Below are 23,129 nucleotides of genomic sequence, written 5' to 3'. Positions count from 1 at the left end.
ACCGGCAGCTGCGGCCGAACCCGTTACTCCCGGAGCGCGGCGACGACGTCGTCGATGCCGAAAAGACGGAGATCCTCGCGCTCCGCCGCAGCTTCACGAACGGGCTCCGTAAACCCGTTTCGGGAGAACAGCGCGTACTCGACCGTCCGTTCGCCGCCGCCCGGCGGCGTCCAGCGAAGCTCCTCGAGGTGGGACTCCAGCGACGCCAGCGCACCGTAATCGAGGGGAGCCTCCTGATACTTGCACTCGCCGACGACGAGCGTCTCCCCGTCAGTGAGGCCGACGACGTCGATCTCGTGGTCCTGATACCACCACTGGCCAACGTCGACGAGTGGCGTCTCGTCGTACAGCGTCCACAGCGCGTTACCGCACAGTTCTTCGAACGCTGGAGCGACGAAGTCGGCCATCTCCGGCTCGACCAGCCGTGTGTACGCGTCGTCACCGAACTGGTCGTACCTGTCCGCGCTCCCGTAGAGAAACCGGAACCAGAACCGGAACAGCGGGTCGCGAAGGCGATACTGGCTCCGCTTGCTCCGTTCCGGTTTCTCGGTCACCGGCACGTGTCGCTCGACGAGGCGCAGCCGGGACAGCCGGTCCAGATACGTCGACAGCTGGTTGTAGTCGATCCCGGTTGCACCGGCGATCTCGTTGCGGCTAGTCGCACCACCGGCGATCGCTTCGAGGATCGAGAAGTACCGGGTTGGCTCAGTGAGCTCCATCCGGAGGACGTACTCCGGCTCGTTGTGCAGGGAGCCGTGCCGCGTGAGGACCGTCCGCTGGACGTTCTCACCGAGCGATCGATCGTCGTCCAGTTCCTCGAGGTAGTACGGGACGCCGCCGAACACGCTCCAGGCGCGCACGGCGTCGTCCGCCGTGGCGTCGTCCGGGAGGAACGCCGTGGCCGCGTCGAACGACAGCTCCCGGACGTCGAGCGTCAGCGACGTCCGCCCGTATAGCGGACTGTCGCCGAGGAGCGTCGCCTCCTCCATCATGCTGATCGAGGAGCCGACGAGGACGAACGTCGGTGCCGCGTCGTCGAACTCGTGGTCGAACAGCGCCTGCAGCACGGAGGGGAGGCTCTCGTCCTGCTCGATCAGGTACGGAAACTCGTCGAGGACGACGATCGCGTCCCGCTCGCCGAGGTACCGGAACAGCCGCTCCCAGTCGGGGCGGATATCCTCGATGCCAGGGAACGTCGCCGTCGCCGCGTCGACGAACTGCTCTACCTGGAGTTCCCGGGTCTTCTGACGCGCCTGGTGAACTGCCTCGGGGTCAAGCCCCGAGGCTTCCCGTGGTTTAATCGGACACTCCCACGATACCATCGGTCTGATAACCTCGAACGGCGTCGTGGGTCACGGTCGGGGCGTCCACGGCCCCCGATGCCTGCCGTCGCACCTTCCGAACAATGGGAAGGCTGTTGAGAGCAGGCACATTCCAACCCTGATGCTTCTTGATGCCTTTCACGGCGATATTCACGCTTGCACCACGGTCGCTGTGGTCTTGATGCCCGCACGACCGACACTTGAACCGCTTCTTGTTGCGGTTCGCTCGTTCGGCGTGCCCGCACAGCGGACACCGCTGGCTCGTCTTGTACGGGTCAATCCATCCAGTCGGAACCCCCTCGAACGACGCCTTGTACGACGTATAGAACTGAAGGGCACGGAACGGCAGGTGGTGCAAGCGTCGGTTCATCCGCGTGCCGTAGTCGATACTGTCGCGCATCTCTTTGAGGTCTTCAAAGACTATGCACGGCTTCTCAAACTGACGGCTCCACTCCACAATGTGACGGCTCACTTTGTGGAGTCTGTCGCGGACGAACCGTTCCTCACGCCCTTCCAGCGTATCGTTCACACTCGACTTCCCCGCGTTCTGCACCCGCTTTCGTATCGTGAAGTAGCGGTGGCGCTCGAACTTGATTTCAGGGAAGTCGATGACCAATGTATTCTCGACGCCATCCTCGGAGAGCGCGGTGAGAGCCACGTTGTCCTCGTTCACGTCCACACCGACGACCGTCCGCGAGTCCTGCTTGTCTCGAACGGTCTGTTCGGTGTTGGTGACGTTGACGTGTAACTCGGGGGTGTCGTTGTGGAACAGGGCTTCTGCCGTCCCAACCTTCCACTCATCGCTTTCGAGTGCGGTCTTGAGAATATCGAGGTGAGCGTCACTCCCGTTGAGGATTCCTTTGACGTGCTTGTAGGGCTTCGCGCTGATTCGGAACGCTACGTCGCCGTCGTCGGTGAGCGACAGGTTGTACCCCTCCTCGTAGTTCGCTCGGAGCGGGTACGCGCCGTCCTTGGTGTGACTGGGCTGGCCGAAGTCGTCGTACTCATAGTAGTTCTCCATCGCGCCGAATGCTTTGGCGACGACACGCTGTGTCGTGTTTTTCACGAGGTTGGCATCGTCGGCCACGTGGTCGAGAATCGCGTCCCAGTCCACACCCTCTTTGGCGAGACGGATGGTTTCGTTGTACGCCGACCGTGCTTCGAGTGTGGCGTCGTACAGCAGGCTCTCGTTGTCACTCTGGATGTCGAGTTGGAAGTCCAGCGTCTTGACGAGAGCCTGTGCGTCTGTCACTCTTGGTCGTTGGGTTGGACGTGATGGTAGTGAAGAAGGAGCGTGCGGAGTACGCTGTCGAAACTCGTGTGCCCCTTCTCATCCTTGAGTTCATCAAGGTCGTCGTACACGGCGTCGGATACCTTGAGTTGCTTCGTCACGTCTACCCCTTGTTCTTCCACGCTTAAAAGTATACTGGGAGTAGTCTGTAAGGCACTTCAAAGAATACTTCTGATTGGTTGTTGTATTGGTAGGTATGGGCGAGAAGCGGTCGAAGCACACGGTGTTCAACGTCAACTACCACTTCGTGTGGTGTCCGAAGTACCGCCACGCGATACTCGAACCAATCGAAGACTCGCTGGAAGTGAGTTCCGCGACGTGTGCGACAAGTACGGCTACGAGATGCTGTCGCTCCACATCTCACCAGACCACGTGCGTCTGTTCCTCTCGGCTCACCCGAAGCACGCGCCGAGCGAGATTGTTCGGACGGTTAAGAGTATCACAGCCCGGGAAATGTGGGAACAGCACGAGTCGTTCTTGGAGGAGTATCTGTGGGGCGGTGGGTTCTGGGAGCGGTCGTACTACATCGGAACTGCGGGAACCGTCTCAACGGAGACGATTGAACGGTACATCGAACGTACAGAACACGTTTGAGTGTCGGCTTCACCCTCGGGATCAAGCCCCGAGGCACTCGCCTTGTTCTATCTGTAGAAGACCGCGTTCTCGCGGTCCTCGAGCGCCTGCTTGACGAGTCTCGTCTTCCCCAGTCGTCGCCGTCCGTAGACGACGCCGAGCTCCGCGCTCTCGGACTCGAAGAGGCGGTGGAGGCGGTCGAGCTCGTCCGTCCGGTTCACGAAGTCGTCCATGGCGAGAGGTGTGAGCGCCAGAGATAAAAATACTCTGAATAATTGTATTCTGGAATATCATATTTGCAGTTTTTAATCAGAGCAGTCTGGATATGCCGTGTCACGTACTATTGTACAGAAGACAGCCCACCGACCGTCCCAGCAGTCGTGGGAGAGACGACATCGAAGCAATCACTCAATCTGGTGAATCGTTCACTATCGGATACCGTCCCGATCCCAGACGAGTTGGGCGTCGAACGCTGCCGCCCCACCGGTCACAACTGGGTTTAGAAAGCCGAGCTACAACCGCTTGACGGTGTAAACCCGGATGTCGCTGTCGACGGAACCGTGATCTAACTCAATCTCGAGAGTTATTGGCAGTACGGCGCCGTCGATCCCGAACAAGTTGCAGCTTTCGCCTTCGCACGGAACCAAGTTATCTGAACACAACCAAAATAGTCTATACTTAGACTGTTTCCTTTCGGCCTCAGATGGGAAGTACTCCTACTGAGCCGGTGAATCTTGGAAGAATTAATTGGGCCGCATTAGGAGAGCTTCTCGATCTTGTCCTTGTCAGCGTCGGTGAGTAGCTGAACGTCGAACTTCTCCTCGAGCGCAGATATACTTTGTAACAACTGGAGAGCTGTCTCCTCGTCGTCCTTTTTTAAATGATACTTCGCTTGTTTTCGTTCTACCTTGGCGACACCTTTCCTGCCATCATGCCAGGATACGATTTCGTAGTAGTACTGCTTCGCTTGGTTTAGGTGAGACCACCATGCATCGGTGTCACCGTCCTCTTTACGGATCTCTTTCGATAGATCCCAGTGGGCGTCCGCTAGTTTATTCGCAATCGATTTCTTTCTGTTCTGGTCGTCGACGAGTTCGTATGCCTCCTCAAGAAGTTCAATAGCCTCCTCTAAACCAGCCTCGTCACTGCTGTCCAGAAGTTCATTAATGCGATCCTGCTTCTTGAGGGACTGACTCTTCCAGACGGTATTACCGTCGAGATCGATACCCCGGTATGGTTCGTCCTCGTCTATGAGGTATAAAGCAATCTCGCCATCAATCTCTCCGAACTCCTGTGCAGGACTGTTAAGATCTGGCGTCTCGAATTTGGTGATGAGATCGCCTGACTCGACGTCAAAGATGTACACTGAGCGATCGGGGTTGTGGGTTGCTGTGGAGGCGTACTGGCCGTTGTCGGTGATTGCACACTCCCAGATATTCGCATCAAACTCGAACTCAATATTTGGCTGCCCATCCGGGCCGACCACATCAAGCGTCCCACCGAGATCCTGATCATCGGGTTCACCGATATCGGTGACGGCAACATGGCCGGTATCGGCAACGGCAACAGCTTGTGCACGCGTTACAGTGAATGCGTGTTGGACCTCTCCATCCCCCGACGTCACTACGATAGGGGCACCACCAGTTATTCCGGAACGTCCATATAAACATCTCCACCCGCCGTTTGGCGATGACACCGATGAGAAGGTGACCCGTTCGCCGCGGAATTTTCCAGGGATGAATTCGCTGTCCAATGAGTCCTCGATCACGATATCCGGTTCCGGATCATTCTTTGATTCCGGATTAGAGTCCCCATTCCTTCCGAATAAGCGACTAAACAATCCCATGGGACTAGTCACCGAGGGTTGTTGAATAAAGATTGTCAATAAGTTTGGGTGTGCCAGGTGGGAACCGGTAATTCAGTCTTACCAAACAAAGCCTCCCAACTGTATCCCGGAATTAGATGAGTTCAATATGGATGGTTTCGGCCTGCAGAAGTCGTGAGAACCATCATTATCTCGTTTCAGCTGAGCGGGTCAAGAATCCGGCAATGCAGGTCGTGCGTCTCGACGAGATCGTTTCCGACCTCGTCCTTGGCAGTGAAATAGAGGATCTGCCATCCATCGTCAGCGAGCTCTCGAAGAACCTCGAATCCTTCCTGAAGTCGTGTACGGTCTGCCGGGAGGAAGGCATCGTCCAGAAGGAAGAACCCAGGTTCGGAGCTCAGTAACTGTTCCGCGAGCGCAACACGAGCCGAGAAATACAGTTGTTCGGTCGTCCCGTGGCTGAGTTGCTTGGGTGTGAGGAGTTCCTGTCCGTTTCTGTGGACCTGCAGAAGCCTCTCGTCAGGATCGTAGGTAACACCCGTGTATCGGTCATCAGTAATTGCCTGGAACACCTCTGTAGCCCGACTCTCCGTTCCGAAGAGATCCGTAATCTTCTGTTCCTCTTCCGCCTCGATGCCATCAAAGATATCGAGCGCTTCCCGGGCAATATCTGCGTCACGCTCGATCTGCTCAACCAACCGGTGCAAGTCGTGGACGACGTCTTGGAGCCCTTCGATAGAGCGCGACGGAAGCGTTACGGATGCATCAAGGAATGGCTCAGCAGAGAGTGCCTGAATCCGCTCGTCGAACTCACGCAGTCGTCGATCGTGCGCCGCTAACTGCTCTCTCAGCTCATCGCGTCGTTGGCTCAGCTCCTCCCGTTGCTCGCGAAGTGTGGCTAGTCGATCCGAGTCGTACTCATCTGCGTCCACGCTCTCATCGACGTCCGCGACCATCGCATCGAGTTCTGATTCCCAGTACTCGAGTTTCTCCTCTGTATCTGGCGCCGTCGTGTTCGGCGTACCGAGAGCGTCCGTGAGGCTCTGTCCTGCTTGATCACGCTTCCGTTCGAGCGTCTCCTGTGCGGTCACACGCTCGCGGTACTCCTCAATGTCAGCCACGTCTACCTTCTGAAGCAGCGTTTGTTTCTTCTCTTGGTTCGAGCGTCGCTCGTCCCGCTCTGTTTCGAGGTCGTCGTTACGCTCCTCGATGAGTTCGTCCTTGACCTCGATTTGTCGTGTGAGTTCGTCGCGGCGATCCTGCAGGCCGACCAACTCGTCGCGAAACCTTCTGATCGCCGGCCCGATTCCCTCGGTCGTAGTGATATCGAGCCCTGCGTCCCGCGCTTGCTGAAGAACCTGTTCCTGCTCTCGTTCTGCGGCCGCTACTGAGCGGTGTTGTAAGCCATACCAGCCCGCAGCGATGGCACCGATTACTGCAAGGAGAATGCCCGCAATCATGCTCCCGACGATTGCTGCGACCCCGCCCAGTCCGAGCCCAACGAGTGCAGTGTACTTCGCGAAGCGCATCCCTCGGGATGCCCCGACGGCCTTACCGTGGGCCTCTCTGAATGATGCAAGCGCTTGTTCAACTTCATTAATATCGTCGGCCCGTGCCTCCAACGGTGCCAGCTCTGCTTCCACGGAATCGATCTCGGTCTTGAGCTGTGTCCGCTCCTCACGTAGCGAGGACCGTTTGTTTTCGAGACTCTCAATCTCGTCTTCGGCCGCAGCGATCTCGCGGTTACGCTGTTCTAACTCTTTGAGGGTCGATTTGGACACTTGGTCGTCGAGCTGCTCGATTGCGTCCCTATACGGGCCCAGCCGTTCCGTGAGCGTCTCGTGGGTGGCCCACGTTTCGGCGGCCTCCTGTGTCTCAAGCTCATCTTCACACCGTTGGAGTTCAGTTGTGACGGCGACAACCTCTCTCTCGGCCGCTGCGACGTCATTCGCTTCGGCGTCAGCGATATACGCCTGGATGTCGCCGGTGAGATCATCTGCCAGGTCACGAACATCTGCTGCATTCGATCGGCTACGGGCCGACGATAACCCCCGACCGTTAACGCTGGTCAGTCGTCCGTGCTCAACGAGTCGAGACTGGATCGCGTCGATCTCGTTCGTGTGGAGGTCGCCGATCTGCTGGGTGACCGAATCGTAGAACTCGTGTTCATCGCGAAGTTGTAGGTCACTATCGCGGATGACGAAGATGTTTCGGAGGTGTTGGGGCGAGAGGTCCACCAGATCGCTGAGGACCGATCCGTCGCCGAGTTTCTGTTCGGTGCCGCCGGACTCGACGACAATATGGCCACTCGGGGATTCGTCAACTCGAGAGACGTTCGGGATCGCGCTTTCAATATCCGGCTCGAGTAATTTGAGTACGGCTTCTAATAGTAGTGTTTTCCCGGACTCATTCGGCCCATAGAAGACTTGGAAATTCTCCCCACATTCGTGTGTGAAGCGGGGAAGCGGTCCGTACCGGTCGATTTGGATGTCGGTCAGCTTCATGTGAGCTTCCCCTCCGCGGCTAGATCGGCGAAGATTGCGAGCATTTCTTCCCAGACGTCGTCCTGGAAGCCTTCCACATCGTAGTCGTCGCGCTCCTCGACAGCGTGGAGTTGCTGACGCTCCTCGAGCCGCTGTTGAAACGTCTCGAACAGGGTATGTGACAGGATATGTTCGACTGTACGGGTGCTGTTCTCGACGGGGATATCGCCACTCACGTCAGAGATAGCGTCACTAAACGCCGTTTCATTCATCTCGGTGAATCCATCGACGCTTATCTTTGGTTCGACGTGCCGGTCGTCCCAGATGGCTACTTGCGATCGGATATTTTCAAGGACGCGCTCCTCATCTCCCGGAGTAACCCGGAGGTCAAGCGTATCATAGTGGAACGAGTCGAGGGCCTGGAGCTGGACGTCCTGGGCTGCGTCGGTGTCAATGAGGACACTCGTCCGTCGACCTGTCTCTTTCCGTGTTACCGACGCTGGAGTGCCGGGATAGACGAACGTCCCTCCATTCGAGAGTTCAGTTCGGTGCTGTGAGTGGTAGTGCCCCGCGAGATAGTAGTCGAAATCCAATTCGGCAAGTTCCTCTTTAGTGATGGGAAAGTACCGTTGTTCGCCCTCGTTTCCGACGCCACCCTGAACTGGTGCTTCCAGGCTACAGTGTAACAGAAGGGCTTCCGGCCCGTCGAACGGTTCTCGATCACGTAACCCAACCAGAAGCTCATCGGTCGCCTGCGGTGTATACGGGAGCGCGGTGACTCGAGTGTCGTGGAAGACGAACTGGTTGAACGGCGTCTCGGTTGCGGGTGTGAAAGATTCGCCAAAGAAGAGGTTACTCCGGAACGCATCGGCGTCGTGATTGCCCGGAATCGTCAGGATAGGATACGAACGATCGGAGAATAGTTCCCGGAGGGATTCTCGTAGTTGTTCTGCCGCGACGTCACTATCGAAGAGATCGCCACCGATCGTTACGAGGTCGATATCGGTGGCATCTGCCTGCGATAGGACGGTTTCTAATGCCGCCTGGCGTTCATCAGCGTCTGGTGTGAGGTGAATATCCGCAGTATGCAGGATTCGTACCATCTAATTAGCCTGTCATCTCATTCAATTCCATGACTGACTTAAAGGCGTTAGGGTGAGCTGATTCCTTGTGTCCCGCCTCAGTAGGTGTCGAGTTCTTCACGAAGCCGGTACTCCAAATGGGAAAGCCGTTCTTCCAATTCAGAGACTTCCTCGTCGAGGTCGCTCTCGATCTGTCGAAAACGACTTGAGAGGGTTCCAAATGGTGAATCCGGATTTGGGTCACTCACTTCATCAAGTTCTGCAATGGGGTCAAGCCCTGGACCATCCCAGGAGAAGTAGAGTCCAGCGTCTGAATCTCTATCTCCGGAAATGTACTGGAAAGCCACCTCTGAGCGCCAATGTCGATATTCAAGAATATTTGCGATAATCGATTGTCGGGCTGCTTTTGCTCCTTCGAGAGCGTCGTCGCCTACCAACTGGTTAGGAAATAGGTGCTGATGATCCTCAAGGAGGTGCTCCTCTATCTCCTTGATCGAGAACGCTTGGTCCTCGTTGTTTGAGAGAAGTGAGTTGATTTCGACGGTGATTGGATCATATCTGCCTGCGTGTTTCCATTCCTCAGAGTCAGTATCTACCGGCATATGTCCCTTCAGATAGCGTTGCAATAAAACCGTACCGCCAGCATATCGATATCAAAACAGCGTATCGCAAGGTCTTCATCCCCCGCTGAGACTTTCAAATTCGCTGAGAGAGGGAGACCGTGCTAAGATTGACAGAATTATGTAGTGACAGTGAGCAGGCCAGGGTAAGAACGAGTTTATGAATGCCCGCAACTGGCGAGGGGTACTTCAGGAGTGGACTCACCTACTCATAGTTCGATACACTCTCCTCACGCTCGCTACGGTTGCGGTGGTCGCGACGCTGACTACACTGCTCAACCCGGCTGTTGAAACGGAGAATATCAGGGCACTACTGACGACCCTAGCGACGGCAGAAGCCTCCGTCTTGGCAATCGTATTCTCCGTGACTGTCGTCGCCCTACAACTCGTTGTGACACGATATTCGGCCCGCCTCACCTCACTGTTCATCAAGGAGCCGTTGTTCCGTACGACGTTCGCGCTCTTCGTTGGCGCCATTGCGTTCAACCTGCTGATCGTCTATCTGCTCCCGATACAGAACAGCCGCCTACTGAACGGAGTCGTCGGAATCGCGTTTTCGCTTGCTGCTGTCTCCACGTTTGCGCTCTACCAATTCATCCAGCTGATGATCCAGCGCAGCTCGCCCGACAATCTCATCTCGGTGTTGGTCGAACGGGAACTCGCACCCGTCGAATACCTTCCAGCGACCGCAACGGAATTCACCGAAATCGAGGTCCACCCGATTCGTCCACTGTACCGAACGATTGCTCGGGCGATCGAGCTGGGCGAATACCAAACCGCAGAACAGGGGATCGACGGGCTTCGGACGGTTCTCACCCGGACGTTCGAGCACCTCGAAAGCGAACACTCCGAGGAAGACGCCGCACAATACGCATCGGCTGTTTCGACTGAGGTCCTCACGGAGTATGTCCCGCCGATCTTGGAGCAGGCATACACCCACGAACAATACGACCTGGTTTCTGACGCAGTCGACGATGTCGAAGCGGTCGCTCTCGACGGGGTCGATCACGGCTTTAATAACGTCGCCGAGGATGCTGCTGGGGGACTCGGAGACGCGTTCGATGCGGCGCCCTTGACGTGGGAGGGGAATCGCCTTCGAACCCCAGTCAAAGAGTCACTGCTCGAACTGACGAAAGCCTCAGCAAGCGACGCCGATTACTCGACATTTCGAGCGGTCTTGCATCCGTTGGATTACCAGCTGACGCTTCTCCTGCGACGTCGACCGGACTCGAATGTGACCCACGATCTTGTTGGGGACTACTACAGCCGAGATGTGGTCAAGATATTCGATGTTCTCGTCGACCGATACGGCCTCGCTGTACAAGACCAGGACATCAATTGGATCTCTCCTACTGAAGACCGAAAGTGGACACTCCCTGATGAAGCTAAGTCCCTTCGACACTTCTGGCGGGAGTATGCCAGCTTCACAGAAACCGTTCTGCGGTATCGAATCTCGGAGGAGGAATTCCCGTTTGTCGAGGGATCAATCGATGAGGGCTGGAGGGGGATTGCTGACTGTGCTGCTGATGCTGGTATAGCCGATCTGGCAACGCTATGCTGTATATCAATAATTCAGCTTGCCTATCGGGTTGACCAGCTCGAGGATGGTCACCCAGGGAGGTGGACGAACAACCTTGGACGTCTTCGACTGGACTACGATCCGGCCATCGTCGATAGAGCATTTGAACTCCTGAAGGCGGGTGAACGGCCAGAGGGACATAATATCTCCGTTCAAACCGTTACCCCGATGTCTGCGGATACCGATGAAGGGTTCATTGAACGGCTCCTTAGCTCTGAAGAGAAAGACACACCATTCGAGGAATGGCTCGTTGAGTTCGAGGAAGACGTCCACGAACGAACGGAGTACCTCCGAGAGCGAGAATGACCGACCTCCAGTTCGAGGAGGGTGACCGTGTGCGAATCGATATTCCTGATGAGACGGACCCTGACTACAACCGGCACCAGGGGCGACACGGCGAAATCATCGCTATCTTAGTTTTCATGAATGCTCCGTCTCGGTATCGCCTCGCAGATTTAGCACACGATCGAATCTCGTCAGCCAGCTATGAATTAGCGTAAATCGAACGGCAGGAAGCGCAACAGAAAGCGAATAAACGACACTCCTGATAGTTATTGAACGCCCAGAAGACATGCAAGGGACGATCTACCTCTCAGAAGTCAAGCCGGGTCCTGAAAAGGAATTCATCTGCCATCTCCCAGATGCTGAAATCTTCGACAAGGAGAAACAAGAACTAACTAAACTAGCAAGGAGATCGGATTGAAGTCAAAACCCGTGAGACGATGAGTGGTGCTGATGTGCTTGAGGAAGTGTATTAGGCAAAATACAGAATACGCCGTAGAAAGTCAAGTAAAGGTCGAACACTTGCTATAGGAATTACTATAGGTTCTGATACAGCACAAATGAACAGTCCATATTCTACATTTGCCGTATGAAATTTGGTTGGACTACTCCTCGAGTCGGTCTCGGACTTGGGCAACGTACGGACTGGTATCCCAGCTTCGATGCGGACTAATCACGGAAAGAAGCGTCCGCGCCGCTTCGTCGGTCAGATGGCCGTTCCGGGCGTACTCACTGATGAGTCGCGGTGTCGGTGCGATCCGCGGTCCCTGTAGCACCGCGTGGATGAGCGGAAAATTCGTCCCGCCGAACTCGTCGGTGAGAAAGACGTCGACGGCACGTGCGTTCGCAAGAACGATCCCGTCAGTTTCGCCGTCGTCGAGGCCGAACGCCGGCCGCGAGTCCGGGGTTTCGGTACGCTCGTAGGGATCCTCGACGGTGTAGAAGTCACGCGCTGCGAGCACGTTCGTCGCCGCGGCACCGTGGATATCCTGATACTGGGTGAGATCCTGGAGTTCAGTGACGACCTCCGGAGGCACGAACACGTCACAAGAGGTGAGCAGATACTGGAGCGGGTCGGGCTCGGTGGCAGTATCGTACATGTCGTCGGCCCGCGGTACGGCCAGACTGACCAGTGCGCTCGTGTCAGCGACGATCGTCCGCGGTCGCCGCTCACTCATCGCTCGTCGGCAGTAGTGTCGACTGTTACCGCGTCCTCTCCATAGATGTCGACGTCTTCAGGAGCCGCGAGATCGAGGGGCTCGTCTTCGAGGTCCGCCTTGAGCAGCCGCAGCCGCTGAGCAGTTTCGGCGCCGACCAGCTGCTTGACGGTCCCGAACTCAAGCTGATCGTCGTAGTACTTCGTCGCGACCAGCTCCTGGAACGTCTCGCTGTCGGCGGTCTCCTCGATATATTTACGGACGGCCTCGACAAGCAGGTCTGTCCGATCCGTATCGAAGAGGTCGGCAATCGCGTCAAGCCGGTCGACGAGATACTCCGGGGACTGGAAGTGAACGCGTCGCGGCTCGTCACTCGAACTCATCTCATGTGCATATCTTGCACATAGAGTGATAACCGTTTCGGCGTCTGCACACAGCTTGCACATCGAGAGGTGAAATCAGGAGTCGTCCTGGTGCGCGTTCAGCTCTTCAAGGGCCTGGGCAGCCGTTGTCCCGATTTGAACACCGTCGATGTTGTCGACATCGAGGTCTGCCGTCGCAGTTCGAAACGGATACTCCTCAACGAGAATCCGATGGATAATCGGGATAGCTCCGGCTACTAGCGGAGAGAAGTCAGATTATGAAATCCGTGTTTAGCGCCTTATTCGCATGGTATCGCCGAGATCAGGGGATAAATCGGAGCTAGGAAAGCTGATGAGGAACGGAGTGGATTGATTATGCGAGAGTGACGGTTACAATATCTTGATACAAAACGTTCGCTTCTGAGAGATCTATAACTGGAAATCTCGGGAGAAGATAACTTATTCGAACTAATTTCGGGTTTTCTGGATATGCTTCTTGTGTATAAGACAATGATAATACGGGGAATAAGGTGGAAAACCATTAAGTTCAGACGGAACCTCCATTAGAGTAGGCCATTGGGAATGCGACGTTGCCTGGTGAGATCCCGCTCACAGCGCCGTGGACGCCGACTTCTCGAACAGTACCCGGACTCACGCCGAGGAACTACCACCCGTAGTGATCGAGAACCAACCACACTACACAATGAGTACCAGCGATTCCGACGACACTGACCGACTCGAACAGTATATCCGCGACAAGAAGGACCATCTCGACAGTTGCGACAGCATGGTCGAGCTCACGAATTGGCTCTACGCGAACGAGTATTTCGAGACCAACGACCGCATGGTCCCCACGAACGATATCAAAGAGAACCTCGGCGAGCGGCTCGAATACGGTGTAGACACACTCCTCGACCATCTCGAAGGCATCAACGTCGTTGACGAAGTGTCACAAGGGGGCGGCCAGTTCATCCTACATGAGCGGACTGAACGGGCGTTCTTCGACCCAAACAACAGAGAAATGCTGCCACTCCTCGAAGAAGAGATCTCGCGGTTCCTCGAGGACCTGCACGAGCAAGAAAGTCAAGCGGTGGAGTCCGAAGGCGCCGGCGACGACGAGACTCAGTCGGTCGCTGACGGCGGAGAACCCGAAGACGCCGATCCGGACGAGACCGATGAGACGGAGACTGACGACGAAGAAGACTTCGACGATGTGCCGACAACGCTTCGTGCAGTCGCCACAGCTGAATTAGACGTCGAGGTGCCGGTTGAGGACGCGCTCACGAACCCCACGGATCACATCGAGCGGATCGTCCGATTCGACGACGTGGTCACAGCAGTTATCGAGAGCGACGAAGTGATCCGCGGACGTGCGTACGAGCCGATGGGCTGGCGCAACGCTGCTAACAAGTGGGTACTGACCACGACAGCAAAGGCACGTAAGGAGAATGAATCATTACCGGGGTAATTGAGGACCAGAGTCGTAGAGACCTTTGGACAACACTCGGAAGCAAATAAAAATCTCTCCTGTGAGAAGGTCTGAATGTGGAGACGAGGAAAATAAGCTGCGTACGTCTGTTACTACGACGCATCAGGGGTCGCGAACGGCAGGACTGCCTTCCGCACAAACCGAGAGTACTCTTCGACATTCATCTCAGAAGGCTCGTAAATGGCGAGATACCCACTCTTGGTAATGAATCCCCGTAGTTCACGTTGCTCCCACTCCAGACCTTCAAATCCTAAGAGTATGTTCGGATGGTCCCGAACGTCGTCCGGAAGATCAGTTGCATGCCGAATGTCTCCGACAGCAGTGATATGATCAACATTCGACCCCTGGTCAGTACCCGCCATATTCATCTCTGCGGAAGGATTCGCTTTGGCAAATTCGACGACGTCGATGAGAGCCTGTTGAACTGAACCATCCATCGCGTAACTCAAGAGTTCGCGAGCGGCATCGTCTCGAGTGGTCTCAGTAATGACGAATTCGGAATTGACTTCGAAGAACTCGGTGTCATCAACTTGCTTCTCAGTTACCTCACGGCCGATCTCGAGTTCGCCATCAGCGTTAATGTGGCGGGTTTTGATTTCCGCCAGATCCTCTCTCATCGTGCGTCCCTGGCGAACGGTCAGCCCGCTAAATGTCTCTTGACCTCCACGCACGCGCAAAGCCGAGCGGAGCGTTTCGCCATTCTGCTGTCGCTCAAGCGGGAACAGTTCGGTGTCGATTTGACTTCCCTCGACTACCAAATTGATGGCACCTGATTTCATGCTATCACGCCACTTCTTCTTAAGAGAGGGTGGATAATATAGATTATTTTATTGATAAGTAAGATTTGCATACAGTTGAGTATAGAAGAGGAAGTGCCAATTCACACACAAAGATAATATCCCACGGTTGAGTATAATCAGGGAAATGGTCGACAAACCGCCAGCTCAAGCAGTTTCCGACGATGAGCTCGTAGAGGCGGTGAGGCAGGTGTGTGAAAAGCGTGGACTACCCGTTGCACCAACCCGATTGATCAAGGAGGTGGATGGAATCAACATTCAGCAGCAGACTATCAAGCGCCGGTTGGACAAGATTGACCACCGTGTGAATTCACTCAAGGTTGGTCGAGGGAAGATCTGGTGGGTTCCAGATGACGAGGAAGTAGAAGGCGAAGTTGACGTCTCAGCTATCAATTGGGCACAAATCGAGCCTGAAGAAATCCCACCGCAGAAGATCGAAGATCACCCAGAATTCAATATTCCAGATTACTGGGAGTCGTGGACAGAGCGGGCTAATACAGTGGTGACGATTGCCTTCCCGCCTACCTTTGTCGGGTTCATCGTGTTCGCTCTCCAAGATGCAAATATACCCGTCGTTGGGGGTATTGGCAGAGATGCCGCCACATTAGGGGCACTCGTAACTCTGGCAGGTCTGTTCTTCATCGTGATCGGCATCTTGATCGGTGTGGCCGCAAAAGCCGGAGCGTTCTTAGCCGCCCATGGTGTTGACGACCAGATTCAAACTGCAAAATCAAAAATTGGGGGTGCAATCAAGGACCGGATCCCCCTATCAGTTTCTTGGAAGGGTTAGAGTACTATCTGGGTTCTGGAATTGGTCGAATGAGATATAACCATCAGTTCTGGGTCAATCTACAAGCGAAACAAATGGCTAATCAGTTAAACCGCACTATCACAAGTAGTCTAAAGGAATAGATGTACTATTTCCGACATCCAATGAAGGGAGCTATCCTTCCACACTCAGACCGCCCTCAGCTAAAGACACTCCAAATTCGGAGAGTCGATAGCGGTAGACAGGACTTCGGAAGATGACTCGTCCATTGTCATCGCCCTTGTTGATATTTTCACTCTCCTCAATCGTGTCAACAGCCTGGTTCAGTTTGGCCAGTCGATCCCCTGCACGGAGATGGGATTCGACATCTTTCGTCGGGATTTCGAATTCTTCAGCCAGGATCGATCGGATCGTTCGACCGGCGACATCCGCGAAAACCACCCGGCACCCAGACTGTCCATCATCCATCGGTGCAATCCGATCGGCCATGTGGGCCACTATATGGTCGACGAGACGCTCGATTTGCTCGTCAACCGTCTCCTCAACCTCGCCGTAGATAATCTGATCTCGTCGTTCACTGATTACGTACGTCGACGGACCTCATGAACATCATAGAGTCGACGGCCGACAATAACAACCCTCTCCAGTCGAACATCTCCGACTAGTGAATCGGTGTTTCGGGATTTCTAAAGTGGTACTAAGTTACTGTAGGCTCCGGAAACGACGGAGAATAAAGATCCTCATAAAGCTCCGAAGACCGGAGAAGAGAAGCTCATACTGCAGGAATTCCCTTACCGGGTGTTCTGAAATTTCGCATCAAGATCCTTTGGGAAGACCCTTCAGTATGTTCAGCGAAAGCTACGGAATCACTGGAGGGGAAAGGCTAGACATTCGACCTAACCGAGGTCATTCTGACCGTTCTAGCATAGTGTGTCGTGAATGTCCGATTCCGTGTGTCGAAAGGTCGGTCCCCTCCTCGTCGAGCCTGTAAAGATAGCTATTGAGCGACTCCTGATTGATATCGGGTTGCTCGGTTGGAATTCGAACCTCGCCAGTGTGTTGTCGCTCAACAACGGTTGTAACCCGATCCGAAACCCAGTCAATATCCCCGTCCACTAGCCGGTTCACTCGCTGCTTGAACGTGCTGTATGCGTCGGTCTGTTCTCCTTGAGATGTGAAGCGCAGACCGTACTCGCAGGCGTTGACTGATTCTTTGAGCGTTTCCCAGTCATACACCAACGCATCGGGGACGCTGTACCGCCCACCATTGTTGATTTTAGCTCTGATGCCGGTAGGCCGTCCTGCAGAACACGCATTCTCTGGGACGTACACCAGTGACGTGTTTCTCCGAATACCGAACACATCGATGAAGACCGAGCGAGAAAGGGTATGCTCCAAGTCTGGTGCGTCGACGACTTCAGGCAACACGAAAAAGGCCTGGTTGTACTCGTACAGAGAGGTAAGCGTCCGCCATTGGTCACGATTCACTGAGAATCGCCGATCTGAATCTGATTCGACGGTATACGGGCGTTTGTATTGAAAGACAACGGATTTGAGCAGCGGGAGAGTTGTGTCGTACCCCAAGATGTTCTCCATTCGGCGATTTGGGGAGAGAGCTGCAGGTCCGGTGAACTCGTCCTCGAGATCCGTAAGCATATGATGAGTGGCATTGACGGTGAGAGTGTTCTCTGTCGGCGTGTCTGGCATACGATTCAGAACAAATTCTTGATTAAAATTAGTTCTGATCACTTTGGAAAAGTTCTTGACGAATCTCTCCGCTCTGTTTTAGCACACCTGAATCCACAGACTTGTTGATATCTTGTATAGATCCATGCTCAGACGCAACTAGATCAAGATACTCCATGATCAGGTCAGCATAGAGTTCGCGAGCGCGTATGAGGAACGAGCTGGCGACGAATTCCTTACCGCCTACTGAAATCAAATCACCTCCGGTTGGTTCGTCCGGCAGTGATGTGTCGTCGTGCACGACCTTGTTACGATACTCATACAGTGTTTTGAAGAACTTCGCTATTCGTTCTGATGACCAATTCTGAGTATTCTGCTCACCTAGAAGAACTGCCGTTCGAACACCGAGTCGATATCTGTTCCCTCCTGGAGAGCCGCCTTTCAGCACAGTCGTTTCACAGCCGACAACACAGTCGACTAATTGGTCCTCAAGAGACTCCCGACTGAACATCCGCTCGAATCGGGTTAGTGGATTCTGGAACTTGGAGTGATCGGGCACTAACTGGCGTCTGTGGGTACTCCAAAAACGGGGAATCTCTATGGCACGATCTTCGGTAATGTGTGTTCCCGTCGTCGAACTCGGGCACTCGAATTCGAGTTCGAAGGTAACCGGTGTCGCAATCCCCCGGTACGATTCCCAGCCAGGCACCACATGATAGCCCTTCTCAAAGCCGACGGTTCCCAATGGGCACAGGAGCCGGAGACACCGACGAACGCTCGTCGATATGAAATCAATAACATCGGTCAGCTGCTTCCACGGATAGACGTCAACCGGTGTAACATCGAAATCTGCGCGTTCCCAAGGACTGATCTCGATATCGTCGATATCACGGGCGATTTCTCGATAGGGGCGTCGACGATGGAGGACGATTTCGAGGGCTGCATTTGGACGGTCTGCATCGAGCGTATCGATCGGCTCGATAACTCCAGTACGTGGTGCCTCGTGGGTCGCGATTCCGACTTCCTCCAAGCGATCGAGTGGACGGATCCGGAGCGTGTCAATCCCGTATGGACCGAGATAGTCGGGGCTGCCCTGGATACTTGTGTCGAGATCGATCGTGATGTCGGGCTCGATGGTGGTGTTTTTCAAACAGAGCAGAAACCGAGAGTATTCCCGATCAGTGAAACGGGGCTCGAATTGTTCGTCGAAGGCGGCGGCGAAGGCATCTTCGTTGAACTTCATCTCACCGGCGTAATTCAGAACCACGCCAACGAACTTGAACAGGGCACGCTCGATGGATTCGATGCGTCCAGTTTTGGAGTACTCATCATCGTCCGGCGGCTCTGGAAGCTGGGCGTAGATTCGCTGGGCCGCCTCCTTAAATTCACCCTCATACAGGTTGTCGAAGAGATCGTTGTCGTCGAAGAGATCACCAGGGGTGGGTACAGAGAACTCTTCGGTGTTGTCAATAAAGCCACCAGAACTCAGTTGATGAAATGTCTGTATCGGGGGATCGATATCCACATTTTGATGTTGTTCGATAACTTTCTCGACACCGTTCTTGATTAGCGGACGTACATCGGAGAACCACACTGGTGCCATTCTGTTCGGTAACAATTAACCACTTCACTTAGTTCACCACTCATTCAGACCGATTCTCTCGACAACATGGCCTGACTGGCCCCTCCTATTAGTTGATGTCCGGGCGGACGTCAGTTGTCGGCAGTCGCCCACTTGGGGTCAGGCACACACTTAGGTCACAACGATAAGTTACAGGGTGCAATATAGAATCCCTATCTGAGTGTAATGTCGGTTGCTGTGATGACTAATCGCCGAACAGACGAGAAAGGAATCCGCCGGAGTCGTCACCGCTCGCGGGGTCTTGCGCTCCCGTTGACTGGCCGGAGCTCATACCGGTTTCAGACCCATCACTGAGCAGTTCATCGACCGAATAGCCGATCCACTCGGCGAATTCTTCTGGGGCGCCAATGTAGACGCTGTTAGAGGACTTTTCCGACATAAACCGTTTCGGGAGGCGTTTTTCGTAATCGTATACTTCGTAGTCATCCCGATCGAAATCGGCAGTGATCGCGTTCGGTTCGGATTCGAACGTGATGCGACCGCCCTGAATGTCACGCTGCCATTTGAGGCGTCCTGTGTCGTAGGTCTTTTCGGCTGGTTCGTCAGCCGGGAAGTACTCGGGTTGTTCTCGCCCGGCTTCCGCGTAGAATTCACGGAGGATACGGCGAACGTCTTCGATGGTGCCGTTCCCGTCGGTCCATGGTTGCTCGGTGAGCATTCGTCGAGCCACGTAGCTGAAGATCGGGTTCTGCCGCTCCAACACGGCTGACAGGTCTTCTTGAGCTTCGCGAAAGCCCGGATCCTCCGGGTTGGAGGGGAAGGACACGTCCATGCTCAGGATCTTCATCCGGTTGCGGAACTCCGATTTCGGGAGCGCATCGTTCGTCGTGAAGATCAGGCACGGCTGGTCGACGCTCGTGGGCGTCCAGTCACCCCAGTAATTCCGGATCGGACTCCATCTCTGGATTTTCTCCTTTTCGGCGTCGATGATGGCGTACGGGAAGCTGGTGTCCCACTCGCGGACGCCACGTACTTCCTTGACACCAACGTCGTCCGCATCCACACCCGAGATAACGGTGTTGTCGGAGACGAGGCGAAGGATGTACTCGGTGAGCTTGTCTTTCCCGGCGTCGCTTTTTCCTTCGATGTAGAGGTGCTGGAGGACGTTGTCGAGCGTCCGTGACGGGGACGACATCGCCTCGGCATACTGATTGGCGAACGGGGCCCAGAACCCGTAGAGAAAGGCTTCATACATCTGCGCCATCACTGCGGTTTCGGACTGCGTGTGGCCGTGGTTCCTGACCGTCTCGATGTAGTCTTCAATGGTTTCCAGACAGTGATCGAGCACTGCAGGCGTTGGCTCGTCGGTGGCGACGAGGATCATCTCGTCTTCTTCCCCGATCACTACCTGCTCGGCCTCGGGTAGAACGGACATTGTCGGGATGGCCGTTGATTCCTTGACCTGCTTATTGTACGCGCTCAGGGGGGCGGTTATGCTGTGATCCTCGACAGTCGCGCCACGGTCACGGAGACTCGTCCCGAACTCGTCGGCCGTATCCTTGTCCACCTTGCTCGTCCCCATGCGGATTTTTTCATCAGGCGCTCGCACACGTGGGCGGTCTAAGGTTTCCGTGAGACCTGTCTCGTGGTCGGATTCAACAAGTCCGACGTCCGGAGGTTCCTCACCGTCGTCCGGGGCGCCTGCAGTTGTGTCGGGATCGCCCTCGTCAGCCGTAGCCTCGACATCTGGTTCGATGACCTCCCGCTCGGCATTCTCGGGCTCTTCCACGAACGCGACCGTCTCATCAGCGTCTTCAGGATCATCAACGACAGCTGTGACCTGGTCGGCAACGTCTTTCAGGTCCTCGACGGCATCTTGGTTCAACGCGGCGGTATCGCTCACGTCGAGGTCGCCGGACCCGACCCAGTACTCGATGCGGTTCTCCTCCTCTTCCAATGAATCGGCTTCTTCGAGCGCTTCAACAAGACCTTCTAGTAGTGTCTGGTCGCTGTACCCGTTCCGGTATTGGTCGATGAACTTCTCAAATTCCTCGTCCAGTTCCGTGCCGACGTTAGTCGTGATCACGGAGATCTGGTTTGTGTGATACTCCCACGAGTTCCGAGACAGGTTCGCGGAACCCTGCACGAGTTTCACAGTGTCATCCGGCATGACGATTCGGTAGATCTTCGAGTGAACGGTTTTCTGGTTCTTCAGTCGAATCGTGAGCCGTTCGGCCTGACGGAGCTCCACCAGCGATTTAGCAGTCGATACTTCGTTTACTTGATTGGCGTAGTCCTCGGCATTCCCGATCAAGACGTCGAGTGAACCGATATCGTACTCGGTCAGCATTTGCACCATCAGGTCGGGTGTTTCAGCGTAAGTTACCGCGTCTACGTGGCGGGCGCCTTCGAAGAGGTCGAGAAAGTCGTCCCGGTCCTTTACCATCGCCAAGCGATACCCGGCTGCACCTGAACCGTAGAACTCGGGCATGTCGGCGAACCTGTCGAATGAGATGTTCGCCGTGAGTTCGTCCATATGTAGCACACCGGTTTGCGATGAATAAATTCATCCCACGGAGCGGTAGTAGTATTCACTCATTGACTCCCGGAAGACCGATCGAGTCATCTACGCGAGGGTTTATATATCTCCCCGCGAGGGAAGCCCCTATTTTTGCTCAATTGAACCCGGAGGTTCCCTCGAGGAGATGTTCGGCTACGACAGCATCGTCGAGCTCAATACCCAGTCCGGACGCGGTCGGCACGTCGATGTATCCGTCCTGGATGATCGGCTCCTCCCTCGAAAGCAGATCCTCCCACCAGTCGACCTCGAGTGCGTGATACTCCAGAACGTCCGCGTTCGGGATCGCCGCGCAGAGATGGACGCATGCCATCGTCCCGACCGGGCTACAGACGTTGTGCGGGGAGAACGGAATGTACCGCTCCTCGGCACGATCGGCGACCCGCTTCGACTCCGCGAGCCCACCGAGCGTCGTTGGGTCCGGGGTGGCGATGTCGACTGCATACTCGTCGAGCAGCTCCGTGAGTTCGTGCACCCGGAACCGGTTTTCGCCGGTCGCCGTTGGCGTGCTCGTCGCCTGGGCGACTTGCTTCTGGGCTTCCGTCTCTTCCGGCGGGACGGGATCCTCGAGCCACATCAGGTCGTACGGCTCGAGCTTTCTGGCGAGACGCTTGGCGCTCTCGACCGTATAATCCCAGTGGCAGTCGAACGCGAGGTCGACGTCGTAGCCGATCGCGTCACGCACGGCCTCGACGACAGCCACTTTGTGGCGGATAGCTGAATTCGACAGCCGGCCGTTGTGCGGGTCTGGGTCGTTGTCCATCTCCATATCGAGATCAAACTTGATCGCGTCGAACCCCATGTCGACGACCCGCTCAGCCTCGGCAGCATAGGCCTCGGGCGTATATGCGTCCGCGTCGGCATACTCGGTGAATCCTCCCTCGTCAACGGCGTACGCCTCGCCCGCGTGACAGTCGCAGTAGATCCGTACCCGGTCCCGGTACTTCGACCCGAGCAGCTGGTAGACAGGGAGGTCGAGGATCTTTCCGGCGGCGTCCCACAGCGCGATCTCGATGCCGGACGCGGCGGTGACAACCTTTCCGGTCGTCCCACCGTGCCCGGACATCTCCTGGACGATATATCGGAAGAGGCGCTCGACGTCCAGGGGGTTCTCCCCGACCAAAAACCGGTTGGTATACTCTATTAGATCCGGAACCCCACCGCCGCGATACGCTTCGCCAACCCCGGTCACTCCAGCGTCGGTGTGAACCTTCACCAGATTCCATTCGAAGTTTCCGTCGACGACAGCGGACTCGATCTTCGCGATCGCAACGTCGTGCGACTCGGGTCGGTCCGTCGCGTAGTTTGCGTAGTCTCTCATGGCTGTCACTCACGCGTGTTGCGGCGGTGACTGTCGTAACAAGTTGTGCGAGTGCAGCACTGGTGCCCGTACATACTACTGGCCTCTAGACTGTTGAGTAAATAGTTGTGGGAACACCGGGAAGCGGGTCAGCCGGCCAACGCTTGCTAAAGTGTTGGCCAGCCACACACGTACCGGTTTTCCCCGTCGTCGGTGCTACTGCAGTCTGCGCCACAAGAATGTACGTCCGTATTCGTTCTGGCCAGACACCGACCTGTCGGATCTGAGTGATTCACCACCCCACGTTTCCGACGTCTCCGTCGAGTCCTCAGACCCCACGTTTCCGTCGTAT

The 23,129-nt window shown here is 55.5% G+C and carries 20 protein-coding genes and 1 pseudogene; 6 read left to right on the top strand and 15 right to left on the bottom strand.

Annotation, left to right across the window (positions count from 1 at the left end):
* Positions 1-23: 23 nt before the first annotated feature.
* Genes ACQE3M_RS14445 through ACQE3M_RS14435 form a run of 3 tightly spaced genes read right to left on the bottom strand, consistent with a single transcriptional unit; the run spans position 24 to position 2,714 of the window.
* Complete coding sequence (locus tag ACQE3M_RS14445; protein ID WP_430506230.1) at positions 24-1,322, bottom strand: ATP-binding protein; 1,299 nt, start codon at positions 1,320-1,322, stop codon at positions 24-26.
* Positions 1,297-2,574, bottom strand: a complete 1,278-nt coding sequence (locus ACQE3M_RS14440) for an RNA-guided endonuclease InsQ/TnpB family protein (protein ID WP_430506229.1) — start codon at positions 2,572-2,574, stop codon at positions 1,297-1,299. The genes ACQE3M_RS14445 and ACQE3M_RS14440 overlap by 26 nt, the downstream gene beginning before the upstream one ends.
* On the bottom strand, positions 2,571-2,714 hold the full coding sequence (locus ACQE3M_RS14435; RefSeq protein ID WP_430506228.1) for a hypothetical protein: 144 nt from the start codon (positions 2,712-2,714) through the stop codon (positions 2,571-2,573). Before ACQE3M_RS14435 ends, ACQE3M_RS14440 begins: the two co-directional genes overlap by 4 nt.
* A gap of 95 nt (positions 2,715-2,809) precedes the next feature.
* On the opposite strand from ACQE3M_RS14435, the pseudogene tnpA reads away from it, so the two are divergent.
* Positions 2,810-3,207 (top strand): annotated as a pseudogene (tnpA, locus tag ACQE3M_RS14430) (IS200/IS605 family transposase).
* Positions 3,208-3,254: 47 nt separating this feature from the next.
* On the opposite strand, the gene ACQE3M_RS14425 reads toward tnpA, so the two are convergent.
* From ACQE3M_RS14425 to ACQE3M_RS14405, 5 genes are all read right to left on the bottom strand, one after another.
* Positions 3,255-3,419: an ATP-binding protein gene (locus tag ACQE3M_RS14425; RefSeq protein ID WP_430506227.1), complete on the bottom strand. Its 165-nt coding sequence runs from the start codon at positions 3,417-3,419 to the stop codon at positions 3,255-3,257.
* A 524-nt stretch (positions 3,420-3,943) separates the two neighbouring features.
* On the bottom strand, positions 3,944-5,032 hold the full coding sequence (locus ACQE3M_RS14420) for a hypothetical protein (RefSeq protein ID WP_430506226.1): 1,089 nt from the start codon (positions 5,030-5,032) through the stop codon (positions 3,944-3,946).
* Between the two features lie 176 nt (positions 5,033-5,208).
* A complete protein-coding gene (locus ACQE3M_RS14415; protein ID WP_430506225.1) occupies positions 5,209-7,515 on the bottom strand; it encodes an ATP-binding protein in 2,307 nt (768 codons plus the stop codon).
* A complete protein-coding gene (locus ACQE3M_RS14410; protein ID WP_430506224.1) occupies positions 7,512-8,597 on the bottom strand; it encodes a metallophosphoesterase family protein in 1,086 nt (361 codons plus the stop codon). Before ACQE3M_RS14410 ends, ACQE3M_RS14415 begins: the two co-directional genes overlap by 4 nt.
* A gap of 77 nt (positions 8,598-8,674) precedes the next feature.
* The gene (locus ACQE3M_RS14405) at positions 8,675-9,178 is read right to left on the bottom strand and encodes a hypothetical protein (RefSeq protein WP_430506223.1); all 504 of its coding nucleotides are present in this window, start codon (positions 9,176-9,178) and stop codon (positions 8,675-8,677) included.
* Positions 9,179-9,356: 178 nt separating this feature from the next.
* On the opposite strand from ACQE3M_RS14405, the gene ACQE3M_RS14400 reads away from it, so the two are divergent.
* The gene (locus ACQE3M_RS14400; protein WP_430506222.1) at positions 9,357-11,081 is read left to right on the top strand and encodes a DUF2254 family protein; all 1,725 of its coding nucleotides are present in this window, start codon (positions 9,357-9,359) and stop codon (positions 11,079-11,081) included.
* 265 nt (positions 11,082-11,346) lie between these two features.
* Positions 11,347-11,478, top strand: a complete 132-nt coding sequence (locus ACQE3M_RS14395) for a hypothetical protein (RefSeq protein WP_430506221.1) — start codon at positions 11,347-11,349, stop codon at positions 11,476-11,478.
* A 184-nt stretch (positions 11,479-11,662) separates the two neighbouring features.
* Here ACQE3M_RS14395 and ACQE3M_RS14390 read toward each other — a convergent pair whose 3' ends face one another.
* Positions 11,663-12,235 (bottom strand): hypothetical protein, encoded by a 573-nt coding sequence (locus tag ACQE3M_RS14390; protein WP_430506220.1) that lies wholly within the window; start codon positions 12,233-12,235, stop codon positions 11,663-11,665.
* Positions 12,232-12,597: a hypothetical protein gene (locus ACQE3M_RS14385; protein WP_430506219.1), complete on the bottom strand. Its 366-nt coding sequence runs from the start codon at positions 12,595-12,597 to the stop codon at positions 12,232-12,234. The genes ACQE3M_RS14390 and ACQE3M_RS14385 overlap by 4 nt, the downstream gene beginning before the upstream one ends.
* A 655-nt stretch (positions 12,598-13,252) precedes the next feature.
* Here ACQE3M_RS14385 and ACQE3M_RS14380 point away from each other — a divergent pair.
* Positions 13,253-14,044, top strand: coding sequence for a hypothetical protein (locus ACQE3M_RS14380; RefSeq protein ID WP_430506218.1), 792 nt, complete (start codon positions 13,253-13,255; stop codon positions 14,042-14,044).
* Positions 14,045-14,157: 113 nt separating this feature from the next.
* Here the strand turns inward: ACQE3M_RS14380 and ACQE3M_RS14375 are convergent, their stop codons facing one another.
* Positions 14,158-14,844, bottom strand: coding sequence for a hypothetical protein (locus tag ACQE3M_RS14375; protein WP_430506217.1), 687 nt, complete (start codon positions 14,842-14,844; stop codon positions 14,158-14,160).
* Between the two features lie 145 nt (positions 14,845-14,989).
* Between ACQE3M_RS14375 and ACQE3M_RS14370 the strand changes: the two genes are divergently transcribed.
* Together ACQE3M_RS14370 and ACQE3M_RS14365 are read left to right on the top strand one after the other, a co-directional pair.
* Positions 14,990-15,652, top strand: a complete 663-nt coding sequence (locus ACQE3M_RS14370; RefSeq protein ID WP_430506216.1) for a hypothetical protein — start codon at positions 14,990-14,992, stop codon at positions 15,650-15,652.
* Positions 15,653-15,985: 333 nt separating this feature from the next.
* Positions 15,986-16,237, top strand: coding sequence for a hypothetical protein (locus ACQE3M_RS14365; RefSeq protein ID WP_430506215.1), 252 nt, complete (start codon positions 15,986-15,988; stop codon positions 16,235-16,237).
* 300 nt (positions 16,238-16,537) lie between these two features.
* Here ACQE3M_RS14365 and ACQE3M_RS14360 read toward each other — a convergent pair whose 3' ends face one another.
* The 4 genes from ACQE3M_RS14360 to ACQE3M_RS14345 all read right to left on the bottom strand — a co-directional run bounded on the left by ACQE3M_RS14360 (position 16,538) and on the right by ACQE3M_RS14345 (position 22,798).
* A complete protein-coding gene (locus tag ACQE3M_RS14360; RefSeq protein WP_430506214.1) occupies positions 16,538-17,338 on the bottom strand; it encodes a hypothetical protein in 801 nt (266 codons plus the stop codon).
* Positions 17,339-17,366: 28 nt separating this feature from the next.
* Positions 17,367-18,920 (bottom strand): hypothetical protein, encoded by a 1,554-nt coding sequence (locus ACQE3M_RS14355; protein ID WP_430506213.1) that lies wholly within the window; start codon positions 18,918-18,920, stop codon positions 17,367-17,369.
* A gap of 223 nt (positions 18,921-19,143) precedes the next feature.
* The gene (locus tag ACQE3M_RS14350) at positions 19,144-21,435 is read right to left on the bottom strand and encodes a phospholipase D-like domain-containing protein (protein ID WP_430506212.1); all 2,292 of its coding nucleotides are present in this window, start codon (positions 21,433-21,435) and stop codon (positions 19,144-19,146) included.
* A 139-nt stretch (positions 21,436-21,574) separates the two neighbouring features.
* Positions 21,575-22,798 (bottom strand): mandelate racemase/muconate lactonizing enzyme family protein, encoded by a 1,224-nt coding sequence (locus ACQE3M_RS14345; protein WP_430506211.1) that lies wholly within the window; start codon positions 22,796-22,798, stop codon positions 21,575-21,577.
* Positions 22,799-23,129: the final 331 nt, after the last annotated feature.

This window comes from Halosubterraneus shenae (assembly GCF_050510935.1).
In the GTDB taxonomy this organism is placed as follows: Archaea; Halobacteriota; Halobacteria; order Halobacteriales; family Haloferacaceae; genus JBDGPU01.
This window is presented reverse-complemented; position numbering and strand designations above follow the sequence as displayed.